The sequence below is a fragment of the Cupriavidus sp. BIS7 genome (assembly GCF_000292345.1).
GTDB lineage: Bacteria > Pseudomonadota > Gammaproteobacteria > Burkholderiales > Burkholderiaceae > Cupriavidus.
Window position 1 is genome coordinate 124,692 of the sequence record NZ_ALOU01000020.1, and the last position, 17,845, is coordinate 142,536.

The 17,845-nt window shown below is 65.4% G+C and carries 13 protein-coding genes; 8 read left to right on the top strand and 5 right to left on the bottom strand.

Annotated features, from left to right (window positions below; genetic code table 11):
* Positions 1 to 123: 123 nt before the first annotated feature.
* Both rrtA and glnE read right to left on the bottom strand, forming a co-directional pair.
* On the bottom strand, positions 124 to 702 hold the full coding sequence (rrtA, locus tag B552_RS0108585) for a rhombosortase (RefSeq protein ID WP_051003546.1): 579 nt from the start codon (positions 700 to 702) through the stop codon (positions 124 to 126).
* A 25-nt stretch (positions 703 to 727) separates the two neighbouring features.
* Entirely contained in the window at positions 728 to 3,712 is a 2,985-nt protein-coding gene (gene glnE / locus B552_RS0108590; RefSeq protein ID WP_026035461.1) for a bifunctional [glutamate--ammonia ligase]-adenylyl-L-tyrosine phosphorylase/[glutamate--ammonia-ligase] adenylyltransferase, read from the bottom strand.
* A gap of 100 nt (positions 3,713 to 3,812) precedes the next feature.
* Here glnE and B552_RS0108595 point away from each other — a divergent pair, with 100 nt between their 5' ends.
* The 4 genes from B552_RS0108595 (at position 3,813) to aroG (ending at position 12,075) form a co-directional block, all read left to right on the top strand.
* A complete protein-coding gene (locus B552_RS0108595) occupies positions 3,813 to 8,135 on the top strand; it encodes a YhdP family protein (protein WP_026035462.1) in 4,323 nt (1,440 codons plus the stop codon).
* Between the two features lie 35 nt (positions 8,136 to 8,170).
* Positions 8,171 to 8,992 (top strand): carbon-nitrogen hydrolase family protein, encoded by an 822-nt coding sequence (locus B552_RS0108600; RefSeq protein ID WP_019448598.1) that lies wholly within the window; start codon positions 8,171 to 8,173, stop codon positions 8,990 to 8,992.
* 66 nt (positions 8,993 to 9,058) lie between these two features.
* Positions 9,059 to 10,519: a metalloprotease TldD gene (tldD, locus tag B552_RS0108605; protein WP_019448599.1), complete on the top strand. Its 1,461-nt coding sequence runs from the start codon at positions 9,059 to 9,061 to the stop codon at positions 10,517 to 10,519.
* 473 nt (positions 10,520 to 10,992) lie between these two features.
* Positions 10,993 to 12,075: a 3-deoxy-7-phosphoheptulonate synthase AroG gene (gene aroG, locus B552_RS0108610; RefSeq protein ID WP_280949272.1), complete on the top strand. Its 1,083-nt coding sequence runs from the start codon at positions 10,993 to 10,995 to the stop codon at positions 12,073 to 12,075.
* Positions 12,076 to 12,147: 72 nt separating this feature from the next.
* Here the strand turns inward: aroG and B552_RS0108615 are convergent, their stop codons facing one another.
* The gene (locus tag B552_RS0108615; RefSeq protein WP_019448601.1) at positions 12,148 to 12,546 is read right to left on the bottom strand and encodes a c-type cytochrome; all 399 of its coding nucleotides are present in this window, start codon (positions 12,544 to 12,546) and stop codon (positions 12,148 to 12,150) included.
* Positions 12,547 to 12,559: 13 nt separating this feature from the next.
* Positions 12,560 to 12,904 carry a cytochrome c gene (locus B552_RS0108620; RefSeq protein ID WP_026035463.1) on the bottom strand — a complete coding sequence of 115 codons (345 nt, stop codon included), beginning with the start codon at positions 12,902 to 12,904 and terminating at the stop codon, positions 12,560 to 12,562.
* Between the two features lie 427 nt (positions 12,905 to 13,331).
* Between B552_RS0108620 and B552_RS0108625 the strand changes: the two genes are divergently transcribed.
* The 3 genes from B552_RS0108625 to B552_RS0108635 are packed head-to-tail and all read left to right on the top strand — an operon-like array spanning position 13,332 to position 16,005.
* Positions 13,332 to 14,210 (top strand): MoxR family ATPase, encoded by an 879-nt coding sequence (locus B552_RS0108625; protein WP_019448603.1) that lies wholly within the window; start codon positions 13,332 to 13,334, stop codon positions 14,208 to 14,210.
* Positions 14,211 to 14,220: 10 nt separating this feature from the next.
* Positions 14,221 to 14,814 (top strand): GNAT family protein, encoded by a 594-nt coding sequence (locus B552_RS0108630; protein ID WP_019448604.1) that lies wholly within the window; start codon positions 14,221 to 14,223, stop codon positions 14,812 to 14,814.
* Between the two features lie 15 nt (positions 14,815 to 14,829).
* A complete protein-coding gene (locus B552_RS0108635) occupies positions 14,830 to 16,005 on the top strand; it encodes a VWA domain-containing protein (RefSeq protein WP_019448605.1) in 1,176 nt (391 codons plus the stop codon).
* 37 nt (positions 16,006 to 16,042) lie between these two features.
* Here the strand turns inward: B552_RS0108635 and B552_RS0108640 are convergent, their stop codons facing one another.
* Complete coding sequence (locus tag B552_RS0108640) at positions 16,043 to 16,945, bottom strand: LysR family transcriptional regulator (protein WP_019448606.1); 903 nt, start codon at positions 16,943 to 16,945, stop codon at positions 16,043 to 16,045.
* A 174-nt stretch (positions 16,946 to 17,119) separates the two neighbouring features.
* Here B552_RS0108640 and B552_RS0108645 point away from each other — a divergent pair.
* The coding region (locus B552_RS0108645) for a tripartite tricarboxylate transporter substrate-binding protein (protein ID WP_019448607.1) at positions 17,120 to 17,845 on the top strand (726 nt) is incomplete at its 3' end.

Consider the following 17,845-nt stretch of genomic DNA (forward strand, 5'->3'; position numbering starts at 1 on the left):
CCTTCTCCGGTCTTTACACCGCTCGCGGGAGAGGGGAGAACGCCACGGGCATTTCAAGAGTCGATGGTTTGCTCCCCTCTCCCGCTTAGCGGGAGAGGGGCCGGGGGAGAGGGTAACAGCCGCTCATTCCCTACCGCGCCCGCCACGCATCGCCCACCATTCCTGCAGCAGCCAGCACCCCAATCCCGCCACGGCACCCACGGCGTGGGCGCCGCGCACCACGCCGAATCCCCACGATGGATCGAAGACCACGGCAGCCAGCCACGACTGTTCGATCCACACCTTTATCAGCACGATCATGCACGTCACCAGGCCGATCAGGCGCGACCAGCCTGGCGCCTGCAGCAACCGCAACGCGGCCCACAGTGCAAGCCCGTGCGTGGCGCCCGACAGGCCGCCGTACCACCCTACCTCCGGCATGCGCAGCAGCGCCACCTGAACGGCCAATCCGCAAATCACCAGCACGGCCAGCATCTCGCGCACGCGCGCCACGCGGCCCGCCAGCAGCAGGAGCCCTGCCGTTGCGGCCACATCGGACAGATAGTGCCTGGCGTCGAGATGGACCCACATCGCAGTAGCAAGACGCCACCACTGGCCGTCGACGCGCACCGCATCGCGCAAATAGAGGCCATGCGCATGCAGCCACGGCACGAACGTGAACAGAGCCGCCAGCGCGGCCACGCCTGCCACGGTGGCAAGCATGGCCGGCCAGCCCGGCAACGCGCTCTCAGCCTTCACCAAACACCGCGCGCCACATCGTTCGCACCTGCGTGGCCTGCTCGCCCACGCTGTCTGGCGGCACGCGGGCCTGATCGAAACCATCGAGCCGCAGCTTGTGCTGGCGCGCGCGGAACAGCCGGTAGGCATCGCCAACGGCCTGCGCCAGTCCCGCATCGATCAGGCTCAGTTCGCCAGCCATGCGCAGCAACGCAATATTGCCGGCGTTGCGCGTCAGCTCCGGATGCGCGCCGCTGTGCAGCAGCACCAGGTATTGCACCGTGAACTCGATATCCACCATGCCGCCGCGATCGTGCTTGAGGTCGAACAGATCGGTCGGATTCGGATGGCCCTCGGCTACCTTCGCGCGCATCTGCACGATCTCCTCGCGCAGCGCGGCTGCGTCACGCGGCTGGCGCAGGATCTCGTCGCGCAGGTCTTCGAAGCGGGCGCCGATCTGGCGATCGCCGGCACAGAAACGCGCGCGCGTCAGCGCCTGGTGCTCCCAGACCCATGCCGCGTTGTCGCCTTCGCGCAGCTGGTAGCGTCGGAACGCATCGAAGCTCGTCACCAGCAGGCCAGCCGCGCCATTGGGCCGCAGCCGCGTGTCCACGTCGAACAGCATCCCGGCAGCGGTATGGCTGGTCAGCCAGGTGATCAGCCGGCGCGCATAGGCCGCGTAGACGTCTGGCGCGCGGTCGTGATCGTCGTCGTACAGGAAGATCAGGTCCAGGTCCGACGCGTAGCCCAGTTCCTTGCCGCCCAGCCGCCCATAGGCGATGACCGCAAAATTCGGCGCGTCGCGGTGGCGCGTCGGCAGCTGGCGCCACACGGCCTGCAGCGTGACCTCGAGCATCGCATCGGCCAGGTCGGACAGGCGGTCGGCCACCTGCTCGACGGTCAGCATGCCTTGCAGGTCCTGCAACAGGATGCGGAACGTCTCGGCATGGTGTTCGCGGCGCAGGATGTCCATCTGCGTTTCGATCTGGCCGTCGGACGCCTGCAGCCGCTCGCCGAGCCGCGCGCGGAAAGCGGGCCAGTCCGGCGCGCCGGCCAGCGCATCGGCATCGAGCAGTTCGTCGAGCAGTTGCGGATGGCGCGTCAGATAGGCTGCGGCCCAGCGCGACGCATGCAGCGTCTGCGCAACCCGATCCATCGCCTGCGGATACTCCGACAGCAACGACAGGTACGACGCACGCCGGCTGATCGCATCGAGAAAGTCCAGGAAGCGCGCGATCGTGCTGTCGGCATCGTCCTGCTTTGCCGCAAGATCCAGCGCCCGGTTGACGAGCTGGTCAAAGCGCGCGCGGCTGGTTTCCGACAACGCACGGTAGCGCATAGACGTGGCGATTGCGCGGAGCCGGTCGTACAGGCCCGTGCAGTCGCCGAATCCGGCCGCCTGCAGGCGCTGGCATGGCGACGATTCGGGATCGGTCTCGGTGTCGTCGGGGCCGTCCTGCGTGGCGCGCGAACCCTGCTCCTCGCGCACCAGCCCGGGCCACAGGTCTTCGCACTCGGGCGCGCCCGGATCGGTAAACGTCGCCTCGAACTGCTGCGCCACCGGGTCCATCAGCGCGCTCATCTGCGCGACAAGCGCGTCCCAGTCGGCGTGGCCCATCATCTGCGCCACGGCCAGGCGTTCGTCATCCGAGGTTGGCAGATGATGCGTCTGGGCGTCGTCGCGATACTGCAGCCTGTGTTCCAGTTGGCGCAGGAAGCGATAGGCATCGGCAAGCTGCAGCGCCTGTCCGGCAGGCAGCAGGTTGCGCTCCAGCGCCACGTCCAGCACTTCCAGCGTCGGCCGCACGCGCAGCGCCGGGTCCTGTCCGCCGCGAATCAGCTGGAACACCTGGGCCATGAATTCGATCTCGCGGATACCGCCGCGGCCGAGCTTGATATTGAACGAGCGCTGGTTCACGCCGTGACCCGCCAGCCCGCCGCTGCGCTTGGCCGCTTCGGCACGAATCTGCGCGTGCAGCGAGCGGATCGCCGCAATCACGCCATAGTCAAGGTAGCGTCGAAACACGAACGGCGTGGTCAGGCGCGAGAGCAGTGCCACCGCGCGCATTGCGTGCTGCGTATCGCAGGCAGACACCACGCGGCCCTTGATCCATGCATAGCGCTCCCATTCGCGCCCCTGCACGACGAGGTATTCCTCGAGCATGCCGAAGCTGCAGACCAGCGGCCCCGCATCGCCATTGGGACGCAGGCGCATGTCCACGCGGAATACGTAGCCGTCGCCGGTGACTTCGGACAACAGCGTGATCAGCCGGCGGCCAAGGCGGATGAAATATTCGTGGTTGGAAAGACTGCGCGGCCCGCCCGCCGTGTCGCCATCCTCGTCGTAGAGGAAGATCAGGTCGATGTCCGACGACACGTTCAGTTCGCGCCCGCCGAGCTTGCCCATGCCCACCACCACTAGCTCCTGCACATCGCCGGTCTGATCGCCGATGGGACGCCCATAGGTGGCGCCAAGGTCGGCGCCAAGCACACGAAGGCCGAACTGGATCGCCAGCTCGGCCAGGTCCGTCATCGCGCCGGTGATCTCGGCCAGCGTGGCCAGGCCGCGCAAGTCGCGCTCGATCACCACGCACATGACTTCGGCCCGCAGGCGGCGCAACGCCTGGGCTGCAGCGGCCTCGGCATCGGCGGACGGGGCATGCAGCGCCTGCAGCCGCGACTCCATCCACTCGCGGGTAATCGGAGCCGCCGCGGCGGCATCCACGACGGCCGGCACGCCGGGGCGAGCTGCCAGCACACGACGCGCGTAATGCGAGTACGCGCCCGAGTACAATACGTGGCCCTCGCAATCGGCGGGGGCAAGACCCTGTGCCGTCATCGTCGCATAGGCCCCGTGGGCCATATTGCCGATCTGGCTGGCTGCGTCGGGCGATGTCATGGTCGGGGTGGTTCCCGCGCCATCTGCTGCGCGCTGCGGGCCAGTGGATGCCGGGGCGTTGCCCGCGGCGGAACTCGTCGGATCAGGGACAGTCATTCCATTTACTTTTGCAATTTGCAGCAAGCGCCGTCACAACACGCGGAGCGCGCGTGCGCACCACTTTGGAGAGCGGCTAGTATTGTCGGATAATCTGCCCATGTCCAGCCGCCCTACCGCCCAAAACGACGGTTCTGCTTCTCCATGCGCGGGTGGCGAGGGCTCCGTTGCGGTTGCCGCCGCTTCCCCCCGGACTTCAGCGCCAGCACCCGGCCCCGGCCGCCGGGCGGGCGCGTTCGTGCGTGCCACGCTGCGCGGGCTCTGGCTTGGGCTGTGGGCCGCCGTCCGGCATCCCGTCTGGGGTCGCCTGTGGCGCATGATCGCGCGGATCGCGCTGGCGCTGCTTGCGCTGGCGATCGTAGCGGTGCTGCTGATCCGCTTCGTGCTCTGGCCGCAGGCCCATACGGCCCGCGAGTGGCTAGAACAGCAGGGCTCGGCCGCCCTTTCGGCACGATTCACCATCGGCCAGCTGGACACCTACTGGGACGGCTGGCATCCGGCGTTCCGCGCAAGCGATGTGCGCGCCGTGGACAAAGAGCAGCGCGTGCTGCTGTCGGCCGGGTCGCTCAACGGCAAGCTGTCGTGGCAGTCGGTGCCGTCACTGGCGCTGCAGTTCGCCAGCCTGACCGCCGACCGTGCTGACGTGCTGATCCGCCGCACCGCAGAAGGCAAGCTGCTGGTGGCCGGCGTGCCCGTGGAGACGCGCAAGACCGCCGCCCAGGACGATCCGTTCCTCCACTGGCTGCTGTCCCAGGGCCGCGTGGAACTGGTCAGCGGCAACCTGCGATGGCTTGACGAGAAAGCCCGCCTGCCACAACTCGACGTGGCGGACATCCACTTCACCGCCGAGCGCCACGGCACCGTGCACGCGGTGCGGCTGGAGGCACGCAGTGCCGCGCTGGCACCGCGCCCGCTGGTGTTCCAGGCCGACCTGCACCATGACTACCTGCACGGTGCCGGTGACTGGCAGCACTGGACCGGCCAGGCAAGCTGGGCGCTCAACCAGCTGCAATTGCCGGTGGTGCAGCGCTATCTGGCCATTTTCAGCAATGTCGATAGCGGCGTGTTCAGCACCGACGGCACGGTCGACTTCCGTGACGGACACCTCACGCGCAGCCAGATGCGTCTGCGCGCGTCGGACGTCGATCTGCAACTGGCCGGCGCCCCCGAACGGCTCAAGCTGGCCAACGCGCAGGCGCTGCTGCTGCACAAGAGCGATCGCGCAGGCAACCATCAGCTGACCATCGACACTCTGCTCTGGCAGGCCGAGCCGCAGGCTGGCCCGCCGTCCGCCGCCGATGCATCGTGGCGCGAAGGCATGCGCAAGGTGACGATCGACTGGACGCGCGACAACGCAGGCCAGTTGCGCAAGTTCGCGCTGCGCGCGCCCACGTTCGATCTCAACACGCTGCGTGCGCTGGCCACGTCGATGCCGCTGGACACCGCCGTGCTGCGCCAGCTCCGCGCGCTGCAGCCAGCCGGCCATATCGACAACCTCGACGTGAAATGGTCGCGTGACCGTGCCAGCCTGCTGTCACGCAGCCCGGGCGCACAGCACTACAGTGTGCAGGGCACGCTGCGCAATGTTTCGATGAATGGCCAGCCCGCGGTGCCGGCCACGGATGCCAACGGCGTGCCACACACCGGCATACCGGGCTTCAGCCAGCTTTCGGGCACCTTCAACTTCGATGACAAGCAGGGCGTGGCGCGCGTGGAGAGCAACGGCGCGGCGCTGATCTTCCCGGGCGTTTTCGAGGACCCGCGCGTGCCGTTCGATACGCTGCAAGGCGAAGTACGCTGGACGCACGAGGGCGGCAAGCTCGTGGTGCGTACGGAAGGCATCAAATTCGCCAACGCCGACACCGCCGGCACCGTGCGCGGCACATGGCGGCAAGGTGGCGACAGCACGGCGGGCATGGCCGATATCTCCGGCGAACTCGAACGCGCGCAGGCCAGCCGCGTGCCGCGTTATATGCCCCTTACGCTGCCTGCCACGCGCCACTACCTGTCCGGTGCGCTGGTTGGCGGTGAAGCCCATGACGTCACCTTCCTGGTCAAGGGCGACCTGACCCACTTCCCGTTCCACCCGCCATTTGCCAAGGCCGGGGACTTCCGCGTTGAAGTGCCCGTGCGCAACGTGAGCTACCAGATCGCGCCGTTCGAGCCGGGGCCGAATGGCGGCAGCGGCACGGAAAACGGCGGCACGGCTTGGCCCGACTTCACTGACATCGAAGGCCGGGTGATGTTCGAGCGCGGCAGCATGTCGTTCATGGCGAAACACGCAAACGTGAGCGGCATCCATGGCGTGACGCTGCGCGACGTGACCGGCCACATCGACGAACTTGGCGACCACGGCCACCTGCTGGTCGACGGCAGCGCCAGCGGCCCGGTGCAGAGCTTCCTGCGCTACGTCGCCACGACCCCGGTCAAGGGCTGGACCGCCAACGTCACCGAAAATTCGCGCGCGCCCGGAAATGGCGAACTGAAGCTCAAGCTGGACCTGCCCCTCAACCACGCCGCCGGCTCGAAGGTCAACGGCGAGTTCCGGTTCCCAGGCAACGACGTATTGCTGTTCCCGGAACTGCCCACGCTCTACGGCGCCACCGGTACGGTGGCTTTCGACGAACACGGCTTCCGGCTGGACAACGTGCGCGGCCGCTTTCTCGGTGGTGAAACCCGCCTCGGCGGCGGCACGCAGACTGACGGCACTACGCGCGTGACGATCAGCGGCACGGCCACTGCACAGGGCTTGCGAGACGCGCTCGGCACGCCGATGGCGGCGCTTGGCAGCCGCGTGGACGGTGCTGCGGCCTATAACGCCGTGGTCGGCGTGCGCGACAAGCATCTGCAGGTGGAGGTGGCATCGAACCTCAACGGCATGGCGCTGGACCTGCCCGCGCCGCTCGGCAAGACCGCCGCGCAGGACATGCCGCTGCGCTTCGACCTGCGGCCCTCCATGGTGCCGGGCCGCACGGGTCTGGACGATGTCATCGTGCAGCTTGGCAATGGCGCCACCGCGCGCTACGTGCTGCGCCGTGGCGGCGACGCGGTGGAAGTGGTCGCCGGCGGCATCGGGATCGGACAGCCTGCGCCGCTGCCGGCCAGTGGCGTCACTGCGGCGCTGACCGCCGAGCGGCTTGACGTCGATGCCTGGCGCGCGCTGTTCAGCACGCCAGGCGACAAGGCTGACAGCAAGGGCGGCGACAACAAGGGCGGCGACAAGCCCGCCGGCGATGTGGACCGCTCGTCGCCATTCCTGCCCGATCGCGTGACGGTACGCGCGAAGGCGCTCGACGCATTCGGCCGCAGTCTCGACGATGTTTCGCTCGACGCCAGCCACGAACGCGGCGATGGCTGGAACATGCAACTGAACTCGCGCCAGATCACCGGCAACGGCCAGTGGCGACGCAACGCCAGCAATCCGTCCGGCTTGCTGACCGTGCGGCTGTCGCACCTGGACATTCCCGACGCCACCGACGACGGCCACATGACCGAGGCCATCACGCGCAGCGTCGAAGAAATGCCGGCGCTCGACCTGATCGTCGACAAATTCGTGCTGCACGGCCGCGAATTCGGCAAGCTCGAAGTCAAGGCCCACACGAGCCATGACGACAACCAGCCGGTCTGGACGCTCGACAGCCTGACCATCGAACAACCTGGCGCCACGTTGACCGGCAACGGTAGCTGGCGCCTGCCGCGCCGGTTGCGCGAAGCGGCGGCACGCGGCAATGCATCGCCCACGGAAGGCCGCCGTACGATGCTCAACTTCAAGCTGGACATCCGCAATGCCGGCAACGTGCTCGAACGCATGGGCCTGCCCCACACGCTGCGCGACGGCAAGGGCACGTTCGAGGGCCGCATCGCATGGCGCGGCACGCCAATGTCGATCGACTACCCCACGCTGTCGGGCCGGATGTCACTGAACCTTGAAAACGGCCAGATCCTCAGCGTCGAACCGGGCGCCGCGCGGCTGCTCGGCGTGCTGAGCCTGCAAAGCCTGCTGCGTTTCGCCACATTCGACTTCCGCTCGCTGTCCAGCCGCGGGCTTGTCTTCGACACGCTCAACGGCACCGGAACGATCGAGAATGGCGCCGGCAAGATAGAAGCGTTCAAGTTCAAGAGCAGCCAGGTCATGGCATCGATGTCGGGGACGGCAGACCTGCTCCACGAGACGCAGGACCTGGAAGTAGCCGTGACGCCCCGCATCAATGCCACCACCACTTCGGTGGCGGCCGCGTTCATCAATCCGGTGCTTGGCATCGGCACGCTGGCCGCGCAGCTGATGTTTGCCGACGAGGTCTCCAAGGTCTTCACGCAGCACTACCGCGTGTCCGGGTCGTGGGCCGACCCCAAGGTCTCCAAAGTGGAGGACAATACGTCGCATCCGCCGATTCAGGACCGCTCCAACGTCTATCCGCGTTGAAGCGTCCCGCCCCGGTTCCAGCAAGGGAAGCCACGATGACCGCTACCACCCCGATGCGCGTTGCCGCTATCCAGACCGTCACCGGCACGTCCCTCGACGACAACCTGGCCCGTGCCGACACGCTGATTGCCGAGGCCGCGGCGGGCGGTGCCGAACTGGTGCTGCTGCCCGAATACTTCTGCATGATGGGCCGCCAGGAAACAGACAAGGTGGCCATTCGCGAACAGGATGGCGATGGCCCGGTCCAGCGCTTCCTGGCGGACGCAGCACTGCGCTATCAGATCTGGCTTGTGGGCGGCACGCTGCCGATGTGGTGCGGTGACGAGGGCCGTGTCCACAACACCTCTCTCGCATTCGATCCGCGCGGCCAGCGCGTGGCGCGGTACGACAAGATCCACCTGTTCGGATTCACCAAGGGCAACGAGAGCTACGACGAGTCGCGCACGATCCTTGCCGGCAATACGCCGGTGGCCTTTGATGCGCCGTGCGGCCGCGTGGCGATGTCGGTCTGCTACGACCTGCGCTTCCCGGAGCTCTATCGCGGGCTGGCGGCGAAAAACGACGTCAGCCTGATCCTGATGCCGGCGGCCTTCACCTACACCACTGGCCAGGCCCACTGGGAAATCCTGCTGCGCGCCCGTGCCATCGAGAACCAGTGCTATGTGCTGGCAGCCGCACAGGGTGGCAAGCACGAGAACGGCCGCCGCACTTGGGGCCATTCGATGCTGGTGGATCCGTGGGGCGAGTTGATGGGCGTACTGCCCGAAGGCGAAGGCGTGGTGTCGGGCATCATCGACCCGGCCCGCCTGACCGAAGTGCGACAGAACCTGCCGGCACTGCGCCACCGCGTGCTGTAGGATTGACGAAAATTCACATTGCAGGCCGCCGTGGCAAGCCGTCACGCGGTATAGAAAAGGACACTCATGAACGCCGGCGATCTCGGAATCCGCAACCTGGCCACCGCCCAGCAACTGCTGCTGGCACCGTACGGGCTCGACGAAACCAAGCTTCAGCGCGTGCTGGCCGACATCTTCACGCACAAGGTCGACTACGCCGACCTCTACTTCCAGCACACGCGCAACGAGGCCTGGAGCCTTGAGGAAGGCATCGTCAAATCGGGCAGCTTCAGCATCGACCAGGGCGTCGGCGTGCGCGCCGTTTCGGGCGACAAGACCGCCTTCGCCTATTCCGACGACATCAGCCTGCCCGCACTGAGCCAGGCCGCCGCGGCCACGCGTACGATCGGCAAGAGCGGCAATGGCCGCATCAAGGTGGCAGGTTCGCTCGCATCGCATGCCGGCCGCAACCTCTACGCGCCGAACGATCCGCTGGACTCGATGACCGCCACCGAGAAGGTGGCGCTGCTCGAGAAGATCGAAAAGATGGCACGCGCCAAGGATCCGCGCGTGGTGCAGGTAATGGCCGGACTGGCGGGCGAGTATGACGTGGTGCTGGTGGCGCGCAGCGATGGCGTGATCGCCGCCGACGTGCGCCCGCTGGTGCGCGTCTCGGTGACCGTGATCGCCGAACACAATGGCCGACGGGAAATTGGCTCGTCGGGCGGCGGTGGCCGCTATGCATATGGCTATTTCACCGACGAACTGCTGCGCAAGTATGTGGACGAAGCTGTATCGTCGGCGCTGGTCAACCTTGAGGCACGCCCTGCCCCGGCCGGCGCGATGACCGTGGTGCTGGGCCCGGGCTGGCCTGGCGTGCTGCTGCACGAGGCCGTGGGCCACGGCCTGGAAGGCGACTTCAACCGCAAGGGCTCGTCGGCATTTGCAGGCCGCATGGGCGAACGCGTGGCCGCCAAGGGCGTGACCGTGGTCGACGATGGCACAATTGCCAACCGCCGCGGCTCGCTGAACCTCGACGATGAAGGCAACCCCACGCAGTGCACCACGCTGATCGAGGACGGCATCCTGCGCGGCTATATCCAGGACACGCTCAACGCGCGCCTGATGAAGATGCCGGTGACGGGCAACGCGCGCCGCGAAAGCTACGCAGCACTGCCGATGCCGCGCATGACCAACACCTACATGCTCAACGGCGACCGCGACCCGCAGGAGATCATCGCCAGCGTCAAGCGCGGCCTCTACGCCGTGAACTTCGGTGGCGGCCAGGTTGACATCACCAACGGCAAGTTCGTGTTTTCGGCCAGCGAGGCGTACATGATCGAGGATGGCAAGATCACGTACCCGGTCAAGGGTGCAACGCTGGTCGGCAACGGCCCGGAATCGCTCAAGGACGTGACGATGATCGGCAACGACATGCGTCTGGACTCTGGCGTCGGCGTCTGCGGCAAGGAAGGCCAGAGCGTGCCCGTGGGCGTGGGCCAGCCGACGCTGCGAATCGAGAACATGACAGTGGGCGGCACCGCCTGATCCCCCTGCCAACGAACGGCCGCAGCGATGCGGCCGTTTTTCATTGCGGACGCGTCAGGCCACGTCCGGCCGAGCCACGCTGCGCTGGATCAAAGCCAATGCGGAGCCGCTTGCCATCCTCGGGGAAAAGCGATATAAAGATGCTTCGTTGTCGCGCACACAGCGTTTGCACCCGGCAGTTTCTACTATGTCGGCGCAATAAAATGCCTTTTGATCGCGCAGCGCAGCATAAATTTCACGCATTACCGCAGAACCAACACAAGCTGACCACAGCCGACCCGATTTCCGCCATGTCCGCCAAGTTTCACTTTTACTTTTACTGGCATCTCACACCGCTGGCGGATAGAGAGGGACAGCTGTAAGCAACCCTGAATACAAAAAAAGCCGCCAGCGACCCTGGCGGCTTTTTTTATCCCCGCCACCGCCGCGACGCAAACCCCAATCAGACTCAAGACCTCACAAAATCCGGAGCCATCATGCTGAAGAACACCGACGACCTGCGTATTCGAGAACTCAAGGAACTTCTGCCACCCGCGCACCTGATCCGCGAGTTTGCATGCTCGGAGGCTGCGTCCGACGTGATCTACGGCGCCCGCCAGTCCATGCATCGCATCCTGCATGGCATGGACGACCGCCTGATCGTCATCATCGGCCCCTGCTCGATCCATGACACGCGCGCGGCGCTGGAATACGCGAAGCTGCTCAAGGTTCAGCGCGATCGCTTCGCGGGTGAGCTCGAGGTCGTCATGCGCGTCTACTTCGAAAAGCCGCGCACCACGGTGGGCTGGAAGGGCCTGATCAACGACCCGCACATGGATGGCAGCTTCAAGATCAACGACGGCCTGCGCACCGCGCGCGAGCTGCTGCTGAACATCAGCGAAATGGGCGTGCCGACGGGGACGGAATATCTGGACATGATCAGCCCGCAATACATCGCCGATCTGGTGAGCTGGGGCGCGATCGGCGCGCGCACCACGGAGTCGCAGGTACATCGCGAACTCGCTTCGGGACTGTCGTGCCCGGTCGGCTTCAAGAACGGCACCGACGGCAATGTGAAGATCGCCGTCGATGCGATCAAGGCCGCATCGCAGCCGCACCACTTCCTGTCGGTGACCAAGGGCGGCCACTCGGCGATCGTGTCGACCTCAGGCAACGAGGACTGCCATATCATCCTGCGCGGCGGCAAGGCACCGAACTACGACGCGGCCAGCGTGCAGGAAGCCTGTGAAGCGATCTCAAAGGCCGGCCTGGCGGCACGCCTGATGATCGACGCCTCTCACGCCAACAGCAGCAAGAAGCACGAGAACCAGATCCCGGTATGCGCTGACATCGGCCACCAGATTGCTGGCGGCGACCAGCGTATCGTCGGCGTCATGGTGGAATCGCACCTGATCGCCGGCCGCCAGGACCACGTGCAGGGCACGCCGGTGGAGAACCTGACCTATGGCCAGTCCATCACCGATGCCTGCATCGGCTGGGACGATTCGGTAACCGTGCTGGAAACACTGGCAAACGCCGTGAAGCAGCGCCGGCTGGTGACGGGCAGCGGCAACTGATCCGCATCGCCCAGACGACAAAAGCCGCTCGAAAGAGCGGCTTTTGTTTTTCTGCGAAGGAATTGAAGCGGCTTACTTCCTCAGCACCAGGTCACCCGGCAGCGATTCGATATACGCGGCGATGTCCTTCAGTTCCTTGCGCGTGAACTCGCGCGGCTTGCCGTCCTTGTCGGACACGGCCGGGTTGCTCTTGACCTGTCCGGCCATGATCGCGTTGTTGCGGCCCACCAGCGGGTTGCCGCTGGTCTGGTAGGCCACCAGCGCGTGGTAGATGTAATCGGAATGCTGGCCGGCCAGCTTGGGATAGTCGGGCGAAATCGGCGCGTTCAGGCCCTTGCCGTGGCAGGCCACGCAGCCGCCCTTCTCCACCAGCGCCTTGCCGGCGGCGATGTCTGCTGCCGATGCCGACATGGCGGCGGTACCGAGCACGATTGCGCCCAGCGCGAACGAAACAGCTTTCAGCGTCTTCATGATCAGGAGCCTTTTACTTGAGCGGATTGTTCTGCGTGTCGCCCTTCTGCTGCGAGTAGTACGCAGCCACGGCGGCGATGTCCTTGTCGGACAGGCTATCGGCAATCCCGCGCATGGTCGGATGCTTGCGGTCACCCTTCTGGTAGCTCTTTAGCGCGTTCTCAATGTACTTGGCGCTTTGGCCGCCAAGCATGGGCACCTGGTAAACCTCCGGAAACGATGCACGGTAGCCAGGAATGCCATGGCAGCCAATGCACATTGCGACCTTGTCCCTGGCGGCGTCCACGTTGCCCTTTTCCTGGGCCTGCGCAGCCGTTGCGGCCGCGCCCAACACCACCATCGTGAGGAGCTTTTTCATTGTCGTAGCTGAGTGGGAAGTGTTAAACCGCGTGTGACTGCCCTGCAGGGCGAAACGGCTTGGGGAACGGGGATCTGAAATCGCGGTAATTGCTGATGTGCCGCGGGTGCTTCTACACCATTCTGCAACCATCTCGCGCAATCGCCACCTCCCGGTGAACTGCCATGTCTCAGGTGACAGAACTGCCGGGCTTCGAGGGGGAACTTGACTGGGGGCGCGTCAAACCGGCGCATTGTACCGCAGCGTGCACGCGGCAGTCCACAGAACAGCCTCCGGGTGTGTCCCACTGAACGCGAATCCCGAACTGCTCTTATACTGGCCCATTCCGACTGAATTTCCGGTTGTTTTCGCCGGTTGTTGCCCGACCCGGTTGTCCTATCCGATTGTCCGGCAGCTTCCGCCCATTGCGATCCGCTCAGGTTGTCTCATGTCCACCACCACCAACGCCAATCCGTCCCAGCAGGTCAAGTTCGAGGGTAGTGCCCAGTACGTTGCCACCGATGATCTGAAGCTGGCCGTCAACGCCGCGCGTACGCTGCAGCGCCCGCTACTGATCAAGGGCGAGCCCGGCACGGGCAAGACCATGCTGGCCGAGGAAGTGGCCGCCGCCCTGGGCATGCCGCTGTTGCAATGGCACATCAAGTCGACCACCAAGGCCCAGCAGGGCCTGTACGAATACGACGCGGTGTCGCGCCTGCGCGACTCCCAGCTTGGCGACGACCGCGTGCACGATATCGCCAACTACATCGTCAAGGGCGTGCTCTGGCAGGCATTCGAGGCCGACGAGCCCGTGGTGCTGCTGATCGACGAGATCGACAAGGCCGACATCGAATTCCCGAACGACCTGCTGCGCGAACTGGACCGCATGGAGTTCTACGTCTACGAGACGCGCGAACTGATCAAGGCCAGGCACCGCCCGCTGGTGATCATCACGTCGAACAACGAAAAGGAACTGCCGGACGCCTTCCTGCGCCGCTGCTTCTTCCACTACATCAAGTTCCCGGACGCCGACACGATGCAGCAGATCGTCGATGTCCACTACCCCGGCATCAAGCGCGAACTGGTAGCAGCCGCGCTGGATTCGTTCTATGAAATGCGCAACCTGCCGGGCCTGAAGAAGAAGCCGAGCACGTCGGAGCTGATCGACTGGCTCAAGCTGCTGATGGCAGAGGACATTCCCGCCGAAGCGCTGCGCAGCCCCGACCGCAAGGCGGCAATTCCGCCGCTGCACGGCGCGCTGCTCAAGAACGAGCAGGACGTACACCTGTTCGAGCGCCTCGTGTTCATGAACCGCGCCAACCGCTGAGGCCAGGGCCATGTCGAGGTTCGTACAACCCGTCACGCTGACCGGCAGCCACGCAACACTGGCGCCGCTGTCGATGGACCACGCCGAGGGCCTGCGTGAAGCGGCCGCCGACGGTGAGCTCTATCGGCTCTGGTACACCACCGTGCCCGCGCCCGAAAACGTGGACGCCGAGATCAAGCGCCGGCTGGACCTGCAGGCGCAGGATTCGATGCAGCCGTTCACCGTGCTCGACGCCAACGGCCGCGTGGCCGGCATGACCACGTACATGAACATCGACGGCAAGAACCGCCGGGTCGAGATTGGCTCGACGTGGTACGCGCAACGCGTGCAACGCACCGCGCTCAACACCGAATGCAAGCTGATGCTGCTGCGGCACGCGTTCGAGACGCTCGACTGCATCGCCGTGGAGTTCCGCACGCACTGGATGAACCACCAGAGCCGCACGGCCATCGCGCGCCTGGGCGCCAAGCAGGACGGCGTGCTGCGCAACCATCAGCGCATGCCGGACGGCTCGTTCCGCGATACGGTCGTGTTCTCGATCATCGCCAGCGAATGGCCCACCGTGCGTGCGCACCTGCAGTTCCAGCTAGAACGCCCGCGCTGACCGGGAGAATTCCCCATGCTGATCGATTTCTTTTTCTCGCTGCGCCACGCCAAGCTGCCGGTATCGGTCAAGGAATACCTGACGATGCTCGAAGCACTGCGCGCACAGGTCATCTCGCCGTCGATCGACGAGTTCTACTACCTGTCGCGCATGACGCTGGTCAAGGACGAGAAGCACTTCGACAAGTTCGACCAGACCTTTGCCGCGTACTTCAAAGGCGTGGAAAGCCTGATCGACTGGAAGAGCGACATTCCACTCGACTGGCTGCAAAAAACGCTTGAACGCGAACTCTCCGCCGAGGAAAAGGCGAAGATCGAGGCCATGGGCGGGCTCGACAAGCTGATGGAGCGCCTGAAGCAACTGCTCGAGGAGCAGAAGGAAAAGCACGAGGGCGGCAACAAGTGGATCGGTACGGGCGGCACGTCACCGTTCGGCCACGGCGGCTACAACCCCGAGGGCATCCGCATCGGCGGCCCGTCCAAGGGCAACCGCACGGCGATCAAGGTCTGGGAATCGCGCGCGTACAAGGACTATGACGACCAGGTCGAACTGGGCACGCGCAACATCAAGGTGGCGCTGCGCCGCCTGCGCCGATTTGCGCGCGAAGGCGCCGACACCGAACTCGACCTCGACGACACCATTCACTCGACCGCCGCCAACGCGGGCATGCTCGACATCAAGCTGCGCCCCGAGCGGCACAACAAGGTCAAGGTGCTGATGCTGATGGACGTGGGCGGCTCGATGGACGACCACATCAAGCGCGTGGAAGAGCTGTTCTCGGCCACCAAGACCGAGTTCAAGCACCTGGAGTACTTCTACTTCCACAACTGCCTGTACGACTACGTGTGGAAGAACAACCGGCGCCGCCATGCGGAAAAAATCGCCACGTGGGACCTGATCCACAAGTACACGCCCGACTACAAGGTGATCTTCGTCGGCGATGCGACGATGAGCCCGTATGAGATCCTGCAGCCGGGTGGATCCGTCGAATACAACAACCCGGAAGCCGGCGCGGTCTGGCTCAACCGCATGATCGAGCAGTTCCCGCGCTTCGTCTGGCTCAATCCCGAGCCGGAGGGCCTGTGGCAGTATCGCCAGTCGATCACCGTGATCAACCAGATCATGAAGAACCGGATGTATCCGGTTACGCTGGCGGGGCTTGAAGCAGCGATGAAGGTGCTGTCGAAGTAGTGCCTCGCGCCACTGCCGCCCTCGCCGGCGGCGGGCGCTAGGCCACCACGTCGACACCCTCCATCAGCCACGCGCGGAACGTCTGCAGCGCTGGCAGGTGCGCCTTCTGCTCCGGGTAGCACAGGTAGTAGCCCTTCCTGGCCAGCACGCGCGCCGCGTGTGCCACCACGAGCGTCCCCGTAGCAAGTTCCCCCTCGATCAGGCAACGCGGGATCAGTGCGATGCCAAGCCCCGACACCGCCGCCTGCGTCAGCAGCGAGAACTGATCGAATCGCGCTCCGCTCCACGCCTGGCGCGTGGACACCCCCAGTTCGGACAGCCAGTCCGGCCACGCCTCGGGCACGGTCGTGTGATGCAACAACGGATAGCGCAGCAGCCCGGCCGCTGACTTCACCACGCCGTCAGGCTCATGCACGAGCAAGCCGGGCTTGCACACCGGCAACACCTCGCGCCCGGTAATGTAGTCGGCCAGGCTGCCTGGCCAGACGCCATCGCCGAAGCGGATCGCCGCATCGAGATCGGGCTGGGAAAAGTCGTAGCCCTGGGCGTGTGGCACGAATTCCAGCGTGACTTCCGGATACCGCGCGAAGAACTGCGGCAACCGGGGAATCAGCCACTTGGCGCCGAGCGTCGGCATGCTCGCGATATGGAGAATGCCGCCGCGCCCCTTTCGCGCGATCAATTCGACGCTGGCCGCCTCGATCTCGTTCAGGCTCGGGCGGATGCGCTCCAGATAGCGCTCGCCCGCCTGGGTGAGCATCAGGCGCTGGCGCACACGCTCGAACAACTCGACGCCGAGAAATGCCTCAAGGCTGCGCACCTGCTTGCTGACCGCCCCCTGCGTCACATGAAGTTCCCGCGCGGCCACCGTGAAACTGTTGTGCCGCGCGGCAGCCTCGAAGGCCTGCAACTCGGTCAGCGACGGACATAGGCGCCGCATAAATCACCTCTACTTCAATACCATATGGAATGATTTCGGGATTTTATTTCGTTTGCGAGCAACTTGCATCGGCGAGCAGAATCCTGAGAACGGTTCAATTCAGCTTTTGCTTACTTTTACCTGGTTTCGCCCTCTAGTTCCGACTCCGCGAAGCCCCCCAACGGAATCCCGACGATGCAACGCCGTCCCCTGATCAAGATCCTCGCCGCCGCCACCGCTTTCGCGGCCGCCGGCATGACCCTGCCCGCCTTCTCCCAAGGCACGTATCCGACCAAGGCAATCACGCTCGTCGTGCCGTTCCCGGCCGGTGGCACCACCGACATCGTTGCGCGCATCGTCGCCGACAAGCTCGGCCAGCAACTGGGCCAGGCCGTGATCGTGGACAATCGCGGCGGCGCCGGCGGCAGCATCGGCACCGGCTACCTGGCCAAGGCCACGCCGGATGGCTACACGCTCGGCATTGCCACCGCCTCGACGCACGGCATCAACCCGGCCGTGTATCCGCGCCTGCCGTACGACGCCACGAAGGACTTCACGCCGATCACGAACCTGGCATCCGTGCCGAACGTGATGAGCATCAACCCGGGCGTGAAAGCCACCGACATGAAGTCGTTCATCGCGCTGGCCAAGTCGGAGCCGAACAAGATCGCTTACGGATCGGCCGGAAATGGCAGCGTCTCGCACATGATGGGCGAGCTGTTCAAGATGAGCAGCAAGACCGAACTGCTGCACGTGCCGTACAAGGGCGTGGGCCCCGCACTGAACGACGCGCTGGCCGGCCAGGTGCAGGTGCTGTTTGACAACCTGCCGTCGTCGCTGCCGTTCATCGAAGGCGGCAAGCTGCGCGCGCTGGCCGTGGCATCACCGAAGCGCGTGGCCGCGCTGCCGAACGTGCCGACC